Below are 15997 nucleotides of genomic sequence, written 5' to 3'. Positions count from 1 at the left end.
ATGCTTTACCTTTTGTTAAGTATATTATTTTCAGTGCTTTTACTAGTAAATTTCAGGGTATTTCCCAAGTACGAAATTAGCACTTTGCAAGCCATCGCATTTAATTATCCCGTTTGTTTTATTACAGGCTTGCTGCTAATGCCTGCTGGTCAGCATTTTGATTTAGACTTGAGTCAAAACTGGACTTGGTATTGCCTCGCCTTGGGTTTTGGGTTTATATTAACTTTTGTTTTGAGTGGTGCCGCCACCCAAAAAATAGGAATGACGCTCACTTCAATGGCCAACAATGTTTCGTTGGTTATTCCGGTTTCTATGAGTTTGTTTGTTTTCAAGGGGCAAATAAAAGAATTTGACACTCTAAATTATTTGGGACTGTTGCTGGCTCTTGTGGCAGTGGCCATTGCTACGTTTAGGTCTGACAAAAGCCAAAGCAAACAAAGTTTTTGGACCCAAGGTGGCTTGGCATTGGCGGTGTTTTTGATGTACGGTATCACCAATACGGCCATCAACTACCTCAATATCCATTACATTCCCGATCCGAGTTTGGCTATTCCTGTTACTTTGGTGATGGTTTTGGGTGCGGCTATCAGTGGAATTGTCTTGTTTGCCTATAGAATTATTAGAGGACAAGAATCCTTTAAGCCTAAAAATATACTGGCAGGCATTACCCTTGGCGTGCCAAATTTCCTTTCTTTTTATCTCTTGATTTTAACATTGACGCATTTCGGAAATAGCGGAGCATTTGTATATCCGATTTATAACATGGGCGTTATTTTGGGTTCTACTTTTATATCTATTTTGTTTTTTAAAGAAAAATTAAGTCTAATAAATAAACTCGGTTTGGGCTTGGCATTGTTAGCTATATTTTTGATTTCATATCAAGAAGTTTTTCAGATGTTTTAATAGTTAATTAAGTCGTATTTGTTTGTAAATATTTCATATTCATGACTTAGTTTAAATCAAAGATTTGTATTTCGTGTGGTTTCTACAGTATCGCGTATGATTTTTTCAAGGATAATGAACTCTTATTTCCATAAAACCATTATTATAGCTATCTTTGCGTCCTTTTTAGTGTTTAGAAAGGATTGATTATTAATTATTTATTGCCCCAAAGCGGGTAATCTTTCATATGTCAAATATAGTTGCGATAGTAGGAAGGCCTAACGTAGGAAAATCTACCCTGTTTAACAGGTTGATAGAAGAGCGAGTGGCCATTACTGATAACCAGTCAGGTGTAACCAGAGACAGACACTACGGTGATGCCTTTTGGACAAATAAGAATTTTACAGTTATTGATACGGGTGGATACGTAGTTGGCTCTGAAGATAAGTTTGAAGAAGCCATTAGAAGCCAGGTAGAACTTGCCATAGAAGAAGCCACCGTGCTTTTATTTGTGGTAGATACCATGGTAGGTCTTACTGAATTAGACCAAGATTTTGCGAATATTCTTCGTAGGTCAAAAAAACCAGTATTTGTTGTGGCAAACAAAGCCGAGACTTTTGAAAGAGCTAAGTTAGTTTCTGCCGAGTTTTACGGTTTAGGGTTAGACTCAGAGGTATTCCCGATTTCGTCAATGGACGGGTCAGGTACAGGTGAGCTTTTAGATGAAGTTATCAAACATTTAGAAGATGACCCCGAAGAGCACCCACATGAAGGAATTCCAAGGATTTCGATATTAGGAAGACCAAATGCAGGTAAATCCTCTTTCTTAAATGCACTATTGGGCAAAGAAAGAAGTATCGTTACCGACGTGGCAGGTACTACTAGAGACGCCATAGATACGCATTACAAAATGTTCGGTCAAGAGTTTATTTTGACAGACACTGCCGGTATTCGTAAAAAAGCTAAAGTTAATGAGGATATTGAGTTCTACTCAGTTTTAAGAGCCATCAAAGCCCTTGATAACTCAGATGTTTGTATCATATTATTGGATGCTACACGTGGACTTGAAGCACAAGATGTCAGCATAATAGCTCAAGCACACAATGCCAAAAAAGGCATCGTGATAATGGTCAATAAATGGGATGCGGTAGAGAAAGATTCAAAAACAGCAGATAACCTGAAAAAAGAAATTTTGGATCGTTTGGCTCCTATGAACTATATGCCTATCATTTTTGCATCAGCTACAGAGAAGCAGCGTATTTTTCAGGTAGTAGAAAAAGCCATGGAGGTATATGAGCTTCGTAGAAGTCAAATTACTACTTCTAAGCTGAATGACGTGTTGTTGCCTATTATTGAGCGTACGCCGCCTCCATCTATCAAAGGAAAAATGGTTAAAATCAAATATATTGTTCAGATTCCAACGCCTTCGCCTACGTTTGTGTTTTTCTGTAATTTGCCACAATATGTTAAAGAATCGTACCAACGTTTCCTTCAAAACCAAATTAGAGATCACTTCGGATTCGAAGGGTCGGTAATTACGGTTTTCTTTAGAAAAAAATAAGTATAAAAAATGGCAAAGCATACACTCCTAATGGAAGGACCCGACGCCAAGGGTCTTATTTTTCATGTAACAAGTGTTCTTTTTAACAACGCTTGCAATATTCACAAACAAGACGAGTACGTAAGTCCGTCAGGTTTGTTTTTCATGAGAACCGAGTTTGTGAGTGCGGATAACCTTGATTCTGAAAAAGTATTGAGCGACCTCCGCAAGCAAGTGCCAAATACCGATATAAAGTTTACGATTAATCCCGATCGTAAAAAAGACATAGTGTTGCTCTGTACAAAGGAGCACCACTGTTTGTCTGAAATTCTAATTCGCTATGCTTTTGAAGAGCTAAACGCCAATGTGCTCGCCGTGGTGAGTAATTATAACACGCTTCAGCCATTTGTTAGCAAATTCGGAATTCCTTTCCACCATATATCTACAGAAGGCAAAACCCGCGAAGAGCATGAGGCCGCCGTTATAAAGACTTTAGATATTTACAATCCGGAGCTTTTGATTTTGGCCAAATATATGCGAATTCTATCGCCTGATTTTGTCTCAAAGTATTCTAATAAAATCATTAACATTCATCATTCATTTTTGCCGGCCTTTATTGGAGCAAATCCATATAAACAAGCCTTTGAGCGTGGCGTAAAGGTTATTGGAGCTACGGCACATTTTGTAAACGATGAGTTAGACGAAGGACCCATAATAGCCCAAGATACAAAAGAAGTAGATCACCGCTTCTCAGCCAAAGACATGGCTCGCGATGGCCGCGATGTAGAAAAAATGGTTTTGATAAAAGCACTAAAACTCGTGCTAAATGACCGCGTTTTTATATTCGGAAATCGTACAATTATACTTTAAAGCTATTCTGTTTTAAAAGAAATATCCAAAACGTAAAACAATAGGAGAGTTGTTTCCTCCTAATCCTTGTGGGCTAATGTATCCAAAAGTAGGGTATCCGAGGTTATACATTACGGAAATAAAACTTCCTTTTTGCTGACCACCGCCACCTTGGTAAAATCCCGCACCTATGAGCGGCGAACCTCCCCATTTTCTAGGAACTGTTTGATTGGGATTGTTTTGGGCGGTGAAGTCATACGTATAAAAACTTGAACTCGGGGCATTCATTAATTCATATTCACCATGTAGAAATATCGATTTCCAAACCGCTTGCCTAATAAATATTCTTCCACCAGTGGCTAAGTACCCCCCTTGATTAAATGTGCCGCTATATATAATTGACGCTCCCACACCAGCTACAGTACCTTTTTCTGAAATGTCATATCCAACCATTGGCGAGGCGTCAATATAAAAAGAACCCCAAAATCCCAACCAGAGGTTACCGCCATAGTGCATTTTTTGTTTCCAAAGAGGCTTTGGTTCTTCAAACATTACAGGCTCATCCTTAGTAGGCTCCTCGTTTTCGATGGGCTCTACTTGCGGAATTATCTGAGCATATATAGAAGTAGATATTAATAAAAGAAAGATATATTTAAGCATATTCGGGTATTTGATCAAAGGCAAAGTTCGGTATTTTTACCTCATTTAGAAGAATTTCTTCCAAATGATTTGCCCATGCTTTCAAATAAACGACCACATCTTCTTTACGATTGTGTTTTAAATCAAATTTTTTGCTTCCTATTTTATTCAAAACTTCGCCATCTGATAGCTTTTCTAGGTTCTTGAGGTCTTCGCTCGAAAAACCAAAACTCATCAATTCGAATATAATAAGGTCAAGTGGCATTTTGGTTTCGCCACAATAGTGGTTTACCTGCTCATTCCAGTCACCGCTGCCTTGCATAGCTATGGCGTGTATTTCGGCCTTGGTTCTTTTTGTAACCACTTGTGCCAAATGTCCGCAGTTGCAGGCCCCCATGTGCCCCCACATATAGTTAGGGTTATTTTCTAGGTTTTGAGCGGTAGTTCTAAGTGCTTCTATTACAGTTATACTTGCTTTTGCCATTTTGATTTGATTTTTAGATAAAAACTCGATTTATAAAAAAATGTTTGATTTAAATGATCCAAAAAAAATCTATAGGCGTAAATGGTACATTAGAAATTTAAAACAAAAACAAAATGAAAATCACAATCAAAACACTCGGATTAGTATTAGGACTTACGGCCGCATCTTTTACAACTTTTGCCCAAACGGGAACCGTAATGGTAGGCGGAGAAGCGATGTATCCAAAGAAAAATATTGTAGAAAATGCAGTTAACTCTAAAGACCACACCACACTTGTAGCAGCCGTAAAAGCAGCAGATTTAGTAGAGCCTTTAATGGGAGCAGGTCCGTTTACGGTTTTTGCACCGGTAAATACGGCATTCGATAAATTGCCAGCAGGAACAGTAACTACCCTACTTAAACCAGAAAACAAAAGTACTTTAGCCGGCATTTTGACTTATCACGTGGTAGCTGGGAAATACGATGCCAAAGAGCTGATGAAGTTAATAACTAAAGGTAAAGGAACAGCCAAGTTGAAAACGCTTTCGGGTCATACCCTTACTGCTAAAATGAATGGTGCCATGAATGTCATCATTGAAGACGAAAAAGGTGGTATTGCCAATATCTCTACCTACGATGTGTACCAATCAAACGGTGTGATACACAGCATAGACACGGTATTGTTACCAAAATAAGTTAGCCTACTATATTTCGGAGGGCTCTAGGGTTCTCCGAAAATTTTAAAATGTTTTCCTCCAAAACATTTACTTGCTCTTTTAGATTAGTATCTTTAACGCAAGGTATTTTATTGATATTTCTTTTAAAAACCTCTAAATATTAAAATTTTGACAACACTAAAAACAAAGTACTCGGAAGAAGAACTGGTGACGTCGCTAAAAAAAAACAGTAAACAAGCATTCGAATACTTGTACGACAATTATTCGGCTTCGATATTCGGAGTTATTTGTAAAGTTCTCAAAAATGAGGAAAAAGCAGAGGATGTTATGCAAGATGTATTCTTGAAAATCTGGAAAAAAATTGGCGATTATGATCCATCTAAAGGCAGACTGTTTACCTGGATGGTAAACATAGCCCGAAACGCATCGATTGACCAATTGAGAAAAGAAAAAAATGTTTGGTTTGATGATATTGATCAAGCAGTAGGTCAGGTTGATAAAATATCTAATTTTCAACCTCAAACAAACCTCATAGATTTGAGAGGTTTGCTGGAGAAACTAAAACCAGAACGAAAAGTGTTGGTAGATCTGGTATACTTACAAGGGTACACGCAAGAAGAAGCGGCGGAGATTTTAAAAATACCCTTGGGTACTGCCAAATCCAGAATCAGAACAGCTCTTCAAGACCTAAAAACATTCTTTAACATATGAACACTACAGAATATATATCATCCGGCATACTCGAAGCATATGTGCTAGGCTCTGTGAGCCCACAAGAACGCCAAGAGGTGGAGTGTATATCAAAAATATACCCTGAAGTTAAAGCCGAACTTACCGCTCTACAAGACACCATGGATACCTACGTAACCACTTACGATAAAGCACCGCCGAAGCATTTGAAAGATAAAATCTTTGCTCAAATGACTTTTGCAGATGATGAAGAAACCGAACAAGAGGTGCAAGCTATAGCCGACGAACCGACTTTAGACGCAGCACCCAAACGCGAAACTTTGCCACTTTGGCCTAAACTTTCTATTGCAGCCTCGCTACTGTTAGGAGCTATGTTTGCTTGGTCTTGGAACCAAAACAATAGCCTCAAAAACGAAATGGCTCAATTGAAAGGGCAAATGGAAACTGTGGCCGAACAAAACCAAAAGTCAGAAGGACTATTGGCTTTATTTACTGACAATAATAACCAAAAGGTCGTAATGAAAGGCGTGGAGAAATCGCCCGAAAGTGAAGTGACCGTTTTTTGGAATAAAAATACAAGCGAGGTAAAGCTCTTGGTTCAAAACTTACCCGCAGCCCCCACCGGCAAGCAATACCAACTATGGACTATCGTAGACGGTGTGCCGGTAGACATGGGAATGCTCGATAACGACTTTAGAGAGAAAGTAATTTCTATGAAGACAGCAAAAGGGAATGTGGCGGCATTTGCCATCACACTCGAAAAGCAAGGGGGAAGTCCGTCACCTACGTTGGAGGAGATGTATGTGCTCGGAAATGTTTAGAGGTAATCAGTAAAAACCCCAGCACCATGGTCGTAAGGCCGTGGTGCTTTTTTGGTTTAAATGGTTTTTAAGCCATTTAACACTGAAAATATGGGATTTAGAAAATATATTTGGAGAGAATAAGAAAAGTAACGTGATTTGCTTTTGTAAAAAATAAAAAAAAACAACAATGAAAAAAATAATTTTCCCGGTTTTGTTCCTGTTTTCTGTGGCTGTAAGTGCTCAAGAAGTTACGCCTAAGTCTGTCATAGAAAAATATATCACGGCTATCGGTGGTCAAACTGCTGTAGCGGGTATCAAAGATTTTTATATGGAGGTAGAAGGTAGCGTGCAAGGCCAAGATATGAGCATGGTGGTACAGAAAAAACTGCCGAACAAATTGTTTACAAGTGTAAATGTAAGCGGCATGGGCGAAGTTCAGAAAATGGTTTTTGACGGCACCAAAGGCTTGTCATCTTCTATGGGAAATGAGCAAGTGCTTGAAGGAGAAGCTACTAAGCAGTTAGAGGCTCAAAGTAGCATCATCGGCGAAATAGAATACTTGAAAGACCTAGAAAAACTTACCTTTGAAGGCACTGAGGTTATTGACGGACAAAACTGCAACGTACTTACGATTCAAAACGCAGTGGGCGAAGCCAAAGAATATTATAGCATTGATTCAGGCTTAAAAATACGTCAAATTAACGAAATGGAAACTCCAATGGGAGCTACCACTATCACGATTGACTATAAAGATTACAAAAAAGTGGGTGATATCATGTTTCCTCACACTCTTAAGCAAGACATGGGCGTTATGGCGATGGAATTGACAGTGAAAACTATCAAAATGAACCAAAACCTAGCAGATTCTATTTTTGAAGTAAAATAATCTATAGAAGACCTAAATATAAGCAAAGGCCTCAATTTGAGGCCTTTTTTGCATTTTAACCCGGTTTATGCATTAAGGAATCTATTACGACCTTAAATTGCTGAAAATCAGCACGTAAACTCTCTTAAATTTAATTACCATAGCAGTTTACCCTGAGAGTAGCCGAAGGGCTATCCTAATTAAATTTAAGTGTCTGATTTATTGCAATTTAAGCTCTAATAACGAAGTCCTAATGCATAAAACGGGTTTAACAATTACCAATATGAAAGCAGTAGTTCTTACCGGACCCAATACTTGGGAAGTATCAGAAGTTCCAAAACCAATACCTCAAAAAGGTCAAGTGTTAATCAAAATGGCGTATTCGCCTATAAATCCATCTGACCTTGCCTTTCTCACAGGCGAGTATGGCCTTAAAAAAGGCTTTCCGATAGTGCCGGGTTTAGAGGGTAGTGGCGTGGTAGAGGCCTCTGGCGGAGGTTTTATGGCCAACAGACTAAAGGGCAAAAATGTAGCGTGCTCGGCTCCAACAACCGGAAATGGTACGTGGGCTGAATACATGGTAACAGAGGCCACCAAGTGTGTAGACTTGAGCCCGCAGGTAGGTTTAGACCAAGGTGCCATGTTGTTTGTTAATCCGCTTACGGCCTTGGCATTTTCTAAAAAAGCAAAACAACACGGAGCCGACTTAATCGTGTTTTCGGCAGCAGGAAGTGCCCTTGGGCAAATGTTGCTATACTTTGCAAAATTGGCCAATATCCCAGTTTTGGGAATTGTACGATCAGATAAAGGGAAAAATGCACTCGCTAATTCTGGATATAAAAGCGTGATTTCTAGTGAATCTACAGAATACTTAAAGGAAGTGAAGGACTTCGCGAAGGCTTATAAAAAAGCCATATTTTTTGATGCCGTAGGTGGAGGTTCAGTACCCTATCAGGTATTGAGTGCTTTGCCCGAAAACTCGCACATGGTTACTTACGGCCGGCTGGACCGCACTCCGGCGGCATTTGAGCCGCAACTGATTTTGTTTAACCAAAACACCATAGAAGGGTATTGGCTAAGCAAAGAAGCCCAGAAGAAATCAATCTGGCAGATATTGTCTGACGTAAAACAAGTTCAAAAGATGCTAAAAAGTGGCTTTGAAACCCAGATTCAGAGCGAAATCAATCTTGAAAATATTACAGAAGGCCTAAAGCAGTACGCCTCGCAGATGTCTGCAGGTAAGGTTTTGTTAAAACTATAAGGCTAAGCTATTCGAAGTGCTTTTTTGGTTTCTATTCAGAAAAGCACTTTAGAGGCTCGCCAGTTTATCCGCTATTTGGCGGTCGTTTGATAGCCTCGGTACTTTGTTTTGGCCGCCCAATTTGCCTATCGATTTCATGTAATCTATAAACGCATGCGGTGCTAATGGATTCACCACCAATGGTCGCAAAATATTGCCCACTATCAGGTCTTCGTAATATACATTTAGCTTAACCATTTCCTCGTCGAGGTCTTTCGAAAACTCTTCTAAATTAAATGGAGGGTTCGCAAACTCAACTAGCCATTCGTGGTAGGGGAGCCCGGTTTCTGGAGTTACCATCGGAGCTACTGTAAACTCCACTATTTCTACTTCTTGGTGTTTCGCCAAGGTATGTTTCATTGCTTTTTCTACTTCTTCGCCTATCACGTGTTCGCCAAAAGCCGATATAAAATGCTTGATACGGCCGCTCACCACTATTCGGTGTGGTGCCAATGACACAAACTTTATGGTGTCGCCAATCGAGTAGCCCCAAAGGCCCGCATTGCTGTTGATTATCAAAGCGTAGTTTTTGCCCATTTCTACCTGACCAATGTGTAGTCGGGTGGGGTTTTCGTCAAAATACTCATCGGCTGGGATAAACTCAAAAAATATTCCCGCGTCGAGTAAAAGCAGCATTCCTTCCTCCTTTTGGGAGTCTTGGTAAGCTATAAATCCTTCTGAAGCTGGGTAGAGCTCTATGCTGTCCACTTTTTTTCCGATAGACTCAAACAACTTGGCTTTGTATGGCTCAAAGTTTACGCCCCCGTAAATAAACAAGTCAAAATCAGGAAAAACATCTTTTATTTTTTTGCCAGTTCGGGCCTCTATTTTATCAAAATACATCTGTACCCACGGCGGAATCCCCGAAATCAAAGACATCGGCTCATCTATGGTTTCATCTATTATTTTGTCAAGTTTGGTTTCCCAATCTTCTATGCAGTTGGTTTCATAGCTCGGCACCTGATTTTTACGCAAATACGCCGGCACGTGGTGGTTCGAAATACCCGAAAGTCTACCCGTCAATATGCCCGCTTTTTTATCTAATTCAGGACTACCAGACAAGAAAATTAATTTTTTGTCAAGAAAATCAGATTTGCCCGTTTCGTGCACATAGGCCAATATGGCGTTTCTCGCCGCATTTATGTGGTTATGAATAGAATCTTTCGAAATCGGAATGTATTTAACACCCGAAGTGGTGCCCGAAGTTTTGGCCAAATAAAGCGGTTTTTTAACCCAAAGTACATCCGGCTCGCCCTTCACCATACGCTCCACATACGGTTTTAGGTCCTCGTAGTCTCTAACCGGCACCGCACGTTTATAGTCCTCGTAGTTTTTGATATTCGCAAAGCCATGGTCTTTCCCAAAAGCCGTGTTTTCGGCAGTTTTGACCAACTTATGCATCCAAGCCTCCTGACGGCCAACCGGATCCTTAAGCCATTTTTTGGTCTGATTAGCGAAATACGCCGCAAGCGGTTTACTCAAAAACGATTTTATTCCCATACTGTACTATTTACTGCAAATCTAATAAAATAGCCAATACCAAACCGCTCAAATCGCTATAATCCCACAAAAAACTAGAATCAGTTGAGCCAAACGTATTTTTTTGGGTTTTAGCACGCAGAATTGCATTTTTTCTATAGATTTCTCGATATATATTTTGGGCAAGGCCTATCGGCCCGGGCTTTCGCCTATACTCCTCGCGGCTTCGCCAGCTCCGGGGTGCCGGCTCTATCCCTCTTGCTAAGATGCAACTTAGATATGTAATTTACGGTATTTTTTGACTCAATAAGTGATGGTAATTATTAAAAACATGTACTTCTAAGTTGCTCGCTCCTAATAGTAGTAGTCAATATTGAAAGAGGATATTTAAAAATTATGTTTTAAAGCATTTTTTCTAGCTGCCTGTAGATTATTTGGAATAAAAACAATACAAACCCTGTGCTCACAATTTTAAAAAATCTAATTTTAGGAAAGATTGAGTATCGTAATTAATTAAGGTTCAGGTTTAAAAAAAAGAATAATGGGTAAGAAATTAGATAAACTAAATGATGACTTGATTTCATTTATAAAAAAACAACCACTATTTTTTGTGGGCACAGCTACAGCTGAAGGTAGTGTAAACGTCTCTCCAAAAGGAATTGATACATTTCGGGTTATTTCTGATAGCAAAATCGCGTGGCTTAATCTGACCGGAAGTGGCAACGAAACTGCTGCACATTTGATTAAAAACCCGAGGATGACAATACTTTTTTGTGCTTTTGAGGGGGCTCCGCTTATTTTGAGGTTATATGGGAAAGCTAAAATTTACCATCCAAGAGATGAGGAATTTGTAAGACTAAAAGAGATATTTGCAAATACGCCAGGGGCACGCCAAATCATAGAAATGGACATTAACTTGGTGCAGTCTTCGTGTGGTTTTGCAGTACCCTTAATGGATTTTAAAGCTCAGCGTGATATTTTGACAGACTGGGCCGATAAAAAAGGGGAGGAGGGTATACAAGAATACTGGAATGAGAAAAACCAAGTTAGCTTAGATGGGTTCCAAACATTGACCTAAGTATTTGTATTTAAGGTGGAGAGTGATTGAGTTGCTTTGTAACATATCTCACAAATAAGGAGCTTGAAATTGTATAATATTGTGTTTAAATATAAAATTTTAAACCTATTATAAATGAAGACTCACTTTCAAATCTTAATAGTTGGTGGCGGAAACGCAGGACTTTCGGCTGCGTCGCAACTTTTGTTAAAAGACAGTTCTCTCGATATCGGAATTCTTGATCCATCCGAAAAACACTATTACCAACCTGCATGGACGTTAGTGGGAGGAGGCACCTTCGATATTGAAGATACTGAACGCACGGAGGCCTCAGTAATGCCCGATGGCGTGACTTGGGTCAAAAAAGGTGTGGAGACTTTTGAACCTGAGCAAAATCAAGTTAGTTGTACCGATCAGACCAAATATACCTATGATTATTTGATAGTAGCCCCGGGCATTCAGCTTGACTGGTTTAAAATAAAGGGAGCAAAGGAATGGTTAGGCAAAAACGGAGTTACAACTAACTATTTGTATCAATACGCCCCTTACACATACGAAGCTTCTAAACTTGTAAAAGCAGGGGGCAAGGCCTTGTTTACGGCTCCTAATACGCCAATAAAATGCGGAGGAGCTCCACAGAAAATCATGTATTTACTGGCTGATAATTTTAGGAAAAGAGGTATTTTAAAAGAAACAGGCGTACATTTTTACTCTGGTGGAGGTGTGATTTTTGGAGTTAAAAAATATGCCGAAGCTTTACAAAAAGTAGTTGACAGATACGGCATTAAAACCCACTGGAAACATAACTTGGTAGAAGTAGATGGGGCAAATAAAATCGCGTATTTTGAGAATGAAAAGGGAGAGCGTGTAGCTGAAACATTCGACATGATTCATATTACGCCGCCGCAGTCTGCTCCTGATTTTATCAAAAAAAGTCCGCTGGCAGTAGTAGACTCTACCACAGGTATGAACCCATGTTTGGGCCAAGACCATATTCCGCCCGGTTATTTGGGTTGGGTAGACGTAAATAAGCATACGCTTCAGCATAACAAGTATTCGAATATATTTTCGTGTGGCGATGTGGCCAGCACGCCAAATGCAAAAACAGGTGCTGCCATCAGAAAGCAGGTGCCCGTTTTGGTAGAAAACCTTTTGGCTCTCAAAAAAGGAAACGAAATGGCTGGCTCGTATAACGGCTACGGTTCATGTCCACTGGTGACAGGCTACGGAAAGCTGATTTTGGCTGAGTTTGATTATGACAACAACCCAACCGAGACTTTTCCTTTTAATCAAGCAAAGGAGCGTTGGAGTATGTTTATTTTGAAAAAATACGTGTTGCCGTGGTTATATTGGAATAGAATATTAACCGGGAAGGCTTAAATAAAAAGAGGCTGTTTCAGAAAATGAAGCAGCCTCTCGTTTTTTATGATTATGCTATCTCTTCAAAAGATGCTGTGAAGTGTCTTAAGAAAGGCGGCTCTTGCGTGATTTTGTATCCCTTCAGTTTTTCTTTTTCTTCGAATACCTCCAAAATAACTTCAGCTACGTAGTCAATATGGCTTTGGGTATATACACGTCTTGGAAACGCCAGTCTTACCAATTCTAGGTCAGGTGCAATGTGCTTGCCGTTTTCGTCTTTTTTGCCAAACATTACAGAGCCAATTTCGCATGAACGAATTCCTCCTTTCAAGTAAAGTGCACAAGCAATCGCTTGGCCAGGAAATTCTTCTGCAGGTATGTGTTTGCAAAAACTTGCGGCGTCTATATAAACTGCATGACCACCTGTAGGCAAAAGTATAGGAACACCAGCTTCGGTTAGTTTTTCTCCCAAATACGAGATCGTACGGATTCTATATTGCAGGTAGGCCTCGTCTAAAATTTCTTCAAGACCGATCGCGATCGCTTCAAGGTCTCTTCCTGCAAGTCCGCCGTAAGTGGGAAAACCTTCCGTAACCACCAAAACGTTTCTACTCTCCATAGCTAAGGTGTCATCATTTAGGGCTAAAAAGCCACCTATGTTTACCAAAGCGTCTTTTTTTGCACTCATGGTCATGCCGTCGGCATAGCTAAACATTTCTTGGCAAATCTCCAGAATGCTTTTGTTCTCAAAGCCTTTTTCTCTAATCTTTATGAAATAGGCGTTTTCTGCAAATCTACATGCATCCAAAAACATCGGCTTGTTATATTTTTTACAAATAGCACGCACTTCTTTGATGTTTTGCATAGAAACTGGCTGCCCGCCACCCGAGTTGTTAGTGATAGTAAGCATCACCAAAGGTACTTTTTCGTGGTTTTCTTTTAGGAAAGCCTCAAGTAGCTCAGTATCCATATTTCCCTTAAAGTCCGCAATTAAAGAAGGGTTTTTACCGTCTTTGTTTAGTAAATCAACCGCCTTGGCACCACTAAACTCGATGTTAGCACGTGTAGTGTCAAAGTGCGTGTTGTTCGGTATAATTGTATCTGGGCCTCCTACTATCGAAAATAAGATTTTTTCGGCGGCTCTTCCTTGGTGCGTAGGTATTACATGTTTGAAGCCCATTATTTTTTTGATAATGGCCTCAAAACGGTAGAAGCTTTCAGAACCTGCGTAACTTTCGTCTCCATTCAAAATTCCGGCCCACTGCTGTGCACTCATGGCTGAGGTGCCGCTGTCGGTTAACAAATCAATGATTACGTCTTTTCCTTTTAGTCCAAAAAGGTTGTTTCCTGCGTCTTTGAGTTTAGTTTCTCTTTCAGACTCGGTGGTGAAATATATAGGTTCTACAGTCTTTATTTTGAAAGGCTCTATGATAGTTTTCATAAAATATTTGAATTAAGTAAATGAAAAATGCACCCTGTCCGATTTTTGGAAGGGTAATGTTTTAAAATAATAAAATTGCAAAAAGTAAGGGCGTAGCAGATTTGCTACTCTTTAAGAGAAGTTATCGCGATTTTTGATATTTCTGAAGACGTTTTTCATTTTCAAATATCCCATGAGGGAGTGTGACAAAATTAGTGATAAAAAAATTAAAATAGAAAGGAAAATGTAAGCTATTGATTTGTAAAAGATTAGGTCAAGTAAGAGGAGATGTTGAAAAAAAAGTTAAATTTTTTTCTAAGAAACGCTTGACAATTAAAGATAAACCTTCTACTTTTGCGTCACGTTTTAGATGAAACGATCCTGAATAGCTCAGTTGGTTAGAGCATCTGACTGTTAATCAGAGGGTCGCTGGTTCGAGCCCAGCTTCGGGAGCCTGAAAATCAAAGAGTTACAGAAATGTAGCTCTTTTTTTTATGCCCATGTGCAAAACAATGTGCAAAACATTTTCGGTTTTCATTCTCTATAATTTCATGATTTACCTATTGAACTTCTTATTTGAGAATTTCGGATTATTTGAAAAGTATGCTTTTCTTTTTTGATTTTTAAGACAGAAAGATAAGATTACCAAAGTTTCAGTTCCAATGTGGTGCTATAAAGACCTGCATTTCTTCATCTGTTAGTGTTAGGTCTTCGGGGTTTCAATTCCAATGTGGTGCTATAAAGACAAATGGTAATGCATCATTATTAGACCCTACAGCTTGGTTTCAATTCCAATGTGGTGCTATAAAGACTCTTCTTGCCAAAGTTTATCTACAAAGGCGGCGTCGTTTCAATTCCAATGTGGTGCTATAAAGACACAGAGCCGATCCCTCACAAACTATGTGTAATCCGGTTTCAATTCCAATGTGGTGCTATAAAGACGGCTATCTATGTGAAATATTGCTCGGATATACATGAGTTTCAATTCCAATGTGGTGCTATAAAGACAGTACCCGTGCGGATGAGATTAAGCTATACATTAAGTTTCAATTCCAATGTGGTGCTATAAAGACTGTTTTACGAAGTGGAATGTACAAATGGGTGCTGGGGAATTAAAGAGCTTAGAAACCAAATTATTAGATTGTAGCTTCAATGAATGGTCTGAGTGAAGGCCTGAAAAGCCACAGGAACTCATAAATGCAACGGCTTCTAAACTGCAGCCAATCGAAATGGTTAAATCGATCTATAAATTTGAATTTCTAAAACTGAAATCAAACGAAGTAATAAAGGAAAGCCATTTGGAATCAACCCGAATAAATCATCTTAAGGAGTTTTGATTTCACAGCGTAATCACCTTGAAGCCATTCTCTTGTAAACCAAACATGTAAAGGAATCCACTAGAGGTTGTTTCTAGGTAGGGATGAAGGTCCGACTTAGAGACTCCCAAGGCTTTCATGGCATTTTGACAAATAACTATCTGTATTCCTGCAGTTTTGCAGTCTTCTACCAAGGCCAACAAGTTTTTATCTGTCGTTATTTCTTTCACTACCATGCCTATTAGAACAATTTGAAACTGTAGATTAGGATTCCCATTTCGCATTCTCAGGCCGGTTCTTACTGACCCTTCAAAATGTTTATAATTACCAGCAAGAATTGCATACTTTCCATCAGCTTTTATTGATTTTTCGATTTTATCTATCGTTTCAGTAGTCTGTCCCAAAGCGAGATAATTCCCAAACAATAAAATTATAAATACCATAGGGGATATATTTTTCATTTTATACATTTTTTCAAATAATTTAAAAATTCGTAGTTAAAAGGTATGAACGTTTAAGTTAATAAGGCCTGTTTATTCAAATTTAGCTGAATAAAAGCTTTAGCAAAAGGAAAGCCTATAAATTAATCACCCTAAAATAGTACATGCATCCCATACAAACTATTTTTGCCTAGTTGCCTAAGGGGCTATTTCCAATT

15 protein-coding genes, 1 tRNA gene and 1 CRISPR repeat array are annotated in these 15997 nt (G+C 39.1%); of the genes, 11 read left to right on the top strand and 5 right to left on the bottom strand.

All coding sequences use genetic code 11. The annotated features are described in order from the left end of the window. The 3 genes from ACFOOI_RS12435 to purU all read left to right on the top strand — a co-directional run bounded on the left by ACFOOI_RS12435 (position 1) and on the right by purU (position 3292). Entirely contained in the window at positions 1-903 is a 903-nt protein-coding gene (locus ACFOOI_RS12435) for an EamA family transporter (protein ID WP_379838303.1), read from the top strand. Positions 904-1129: 226 nt separating this feature from the next. Further along, entirely contained in the window at positions 1130-2443 is a 1314-nt protein-coding gene (der, locus tag ACFOOI_RS12430) for a ribosome biogenesis GTPase Der (RefSeq protein WP_379838302.1), read from the top strand. Positions 2444-2452: 9 nt separating this feature from the next. Then, on the top strand, positions 2453-3292 hold the full coding sequence (gene purU, locus ACFOOI_RS12425) for a formyltetrahydrofolate deformylase (RefSeq protein WP_379838301.1): 840 nt from the start codon (positions 2453-2455) through the stop codon (positions 3290-3292). A 12-nt stretch (positions 3293-3304) separates the two neighbouring features. On the opposite strand, the gene ACFOOI_RS12420 is transcribed toward purU, so the two are convergent. Together ACFOOI_RS12420 and ACFOOI_RS12415 are read right to left on the bottom strand one after the other, a co-directional pair. Beyond that, positions 3305-3931 carry a hypothetical protein gene (locus tag ACFOOI_RS12420; protein ID WP_379838300.1) on the bottom strand — a complete coding sequence of 209 codons (627 nt, stop codon included), beginning with the start codon at positions 3929-3931 and terminating at the stop codon, positions 3305-3307. After that, complete coding sequence (locus ACFOOI_RS12415; RefSeq protein ID WP_379838299.1) at positions 3924-4394, bottom strand: hypothetical protein; 471 nt, start codon at positions 4392-4394, stop codon at positions 3924-3926. The genes ACFOOI_RS12420 and ACFOOI_RS12415 overlap by 8 nt, the downstream gene beginning before the upstream one ends. A gap of 113 nt (positions 4395-4507) precedes the next feature. On the opposite strand from ACFOOI_RS12415, the gene ACFOOI_RS12410 reads away from it, so the two are divergent. The 5 genes from ACFOOI_RS12410 (at position 4508) to ACFOOI_RS12390 (ending at position 8669) form a co-directional block, all read left to right on the top strand. Beyond that, entirely contained in the window at positions 4508-5068 is a 561-nt protein-coding gene (locus ACFOOI_RS12410; RefSeq protein ID WP_379838298.1) for a fasciclin domain-containing protein, read from the top strand. Positions 5069-5218: 150 nt separating this feature from the next. After that, on the top strand, positions 5219-5761 hold the full coding sequence (locus ACFOOI_RS12405) for an RNA polymerase sigma factor (RefSeq protein WP_379838297.1): 543 nt from the start codon (positions 5219-5221) through the stop codon (positions 5759-5761). Continuing rightward, positions 5758-6561: an anti-sigma factor gene (locus tag ACFOOI_RS12400; protein ID WP_379838296.1), complete on the top strand. Its 804-nt coding sequence runs from the start codon at positions 5758-5760 to the stop codon at positions 6559-6561. The genes ACFOOI_RS12405 and ACFOOI_RS12400 overlap by 4 nt, the downstream gene beginning before the upstream one ends. A 169-nt stretch (positions 6562-6730) precedes the next feature. Beyond that, the gene (locus ACFOOI_RS12395) at positions 6731-7429 is read left to right on the top strand and encodes a hypothetical protein (RefSeq protein WP_379838295.1); all 699 of its coding nucleotides are present in this window, start codon (positions 6731-6733) and stop codon (positions 7427-7429) included. A 262-nt stretch (positions 7430-7691) separates the two neighbouring features. After that, a complete protein-coding gene (locus tag ACFOOI_RS12390; RefSeq protein ID WP_379838294.1) occupies positions 7692-8669 on the top strand; it encodes an alcohol dehydrogenase catalytic domain-containing protein in 978 nt (325 codons plus the stop codon). A 48-nt stretch (positions 8670-8717) separates the two neighbouring features. Here the strand turns inward: ACFOOI_RS12390 and ACFOOI_RS12385 are convergent, their stop codons facing one another. Then, the gene (locus ACFOOI_RS12385) at positions 8718-10208 is read right to left on the bottom strand and encodes a GH3 auxin-responsive promoter family protein (RefSeq protein WP_379838293.1); all 1491 of its coding nucleotides are present in this window, start codon (positions 10206-10208) and stop codon (positions 8718-8720) included. Positions 10209-10728: 520 nt separating this feature from the next. Between ACFOOI_RS12385 and ACFOOI_RS12380 the strand changes: the two genes are divergently transcribed. Further along, positions 10729-11265 (top strand): pyridoxamine 5'-phosphate oxidase family protein, encoded by a 537-nt coding sequence (locus ACFOOI_RS12380; RefSeq protein ID WP_379838292.1) that lies wholly within the window; start codon positions 10729-10731, stop codon positions 11263-11265. 114 nt (positions 11266-11379) lie between these two features. Next, the gene (locus ACFOOI_RS12375) at positions 11380-12624 is read left to right on the top strand and encodes an NAD(P)/FAD-dependent oxidoreductase (protein ID WP_379838291.1); all 1245 of its coding nucleotides are present in this window, start codon (positions 11380-11382) and stop codon (positions 12622-12624) included. A gap of 49 nt (positions 12625-12673) precedes the next feature. On the opposite strand, the gene ACFOOI_RS12370 is transcribed toward ACFOOI_RS12375, so the two are convergent. Beyond that, positions 12674-14044 (bottom strand): tryptophanase, encoded by a 1371-nt coding sequence (locus ACFOOI_RS12370; RefSeq protein ID WP_379838290.1) that lies wholly within the window; start codon positions 14042-14044, stop codon positions 12674-12676. Between the two features lie 358 nt (positions 14045-14402). Between ACFOOI_RS12370 and ACFOOI_RS12365 the strand changes: the two genes are divergently transcribed. Next, positions 14403-14476, top strand: a tRNA-Asn gene (locus ACFOOI_RS12365). 197 nt (positions 14477-14673) lie between these two features. Beyond that, positions 14674-15096: a CRISPR direct-repeat array (repeat unit 30 nt; unit sequence GTTTCAATTCCAATGTGGTGCTATAAAGAC). A 266-nt stretch (positions 15097-15362) separates the two neighbouring features. Here ACFOOI_RS12365 and ACFOOI_RS12360 read toward each other — a convergent pair. Continuing rightward, positions 15363-15800 carry a DsrE family protein gene (locus ACFOOI_RS12360; protein WP_379838289.1) on the bottom strand — a complete coding sequence of 146 codons (438 nt, stop codon included), beginning with the start codon at positions 15798-15800 and terminating at the stop codon, positions 15363-15365. Between the last annotated feature and the right edge of the window lie 197 nt (positions 15801-15997).

This window comes from Lacihabitans lacunae (assembly GCF_042649125.1).
In the GTDB taxonomy this organism is placed as follows: Bacteria; Bacteroidota; Bacteroidia; order Cytophagales; family Spirosomataceae; genus Leadbetterella; species Leadbetterella lacunae.
Note: the sequence above shows the minus strand (reverse complement) of the source record. Positions and strands in the feature narration are given on the sequence as shown.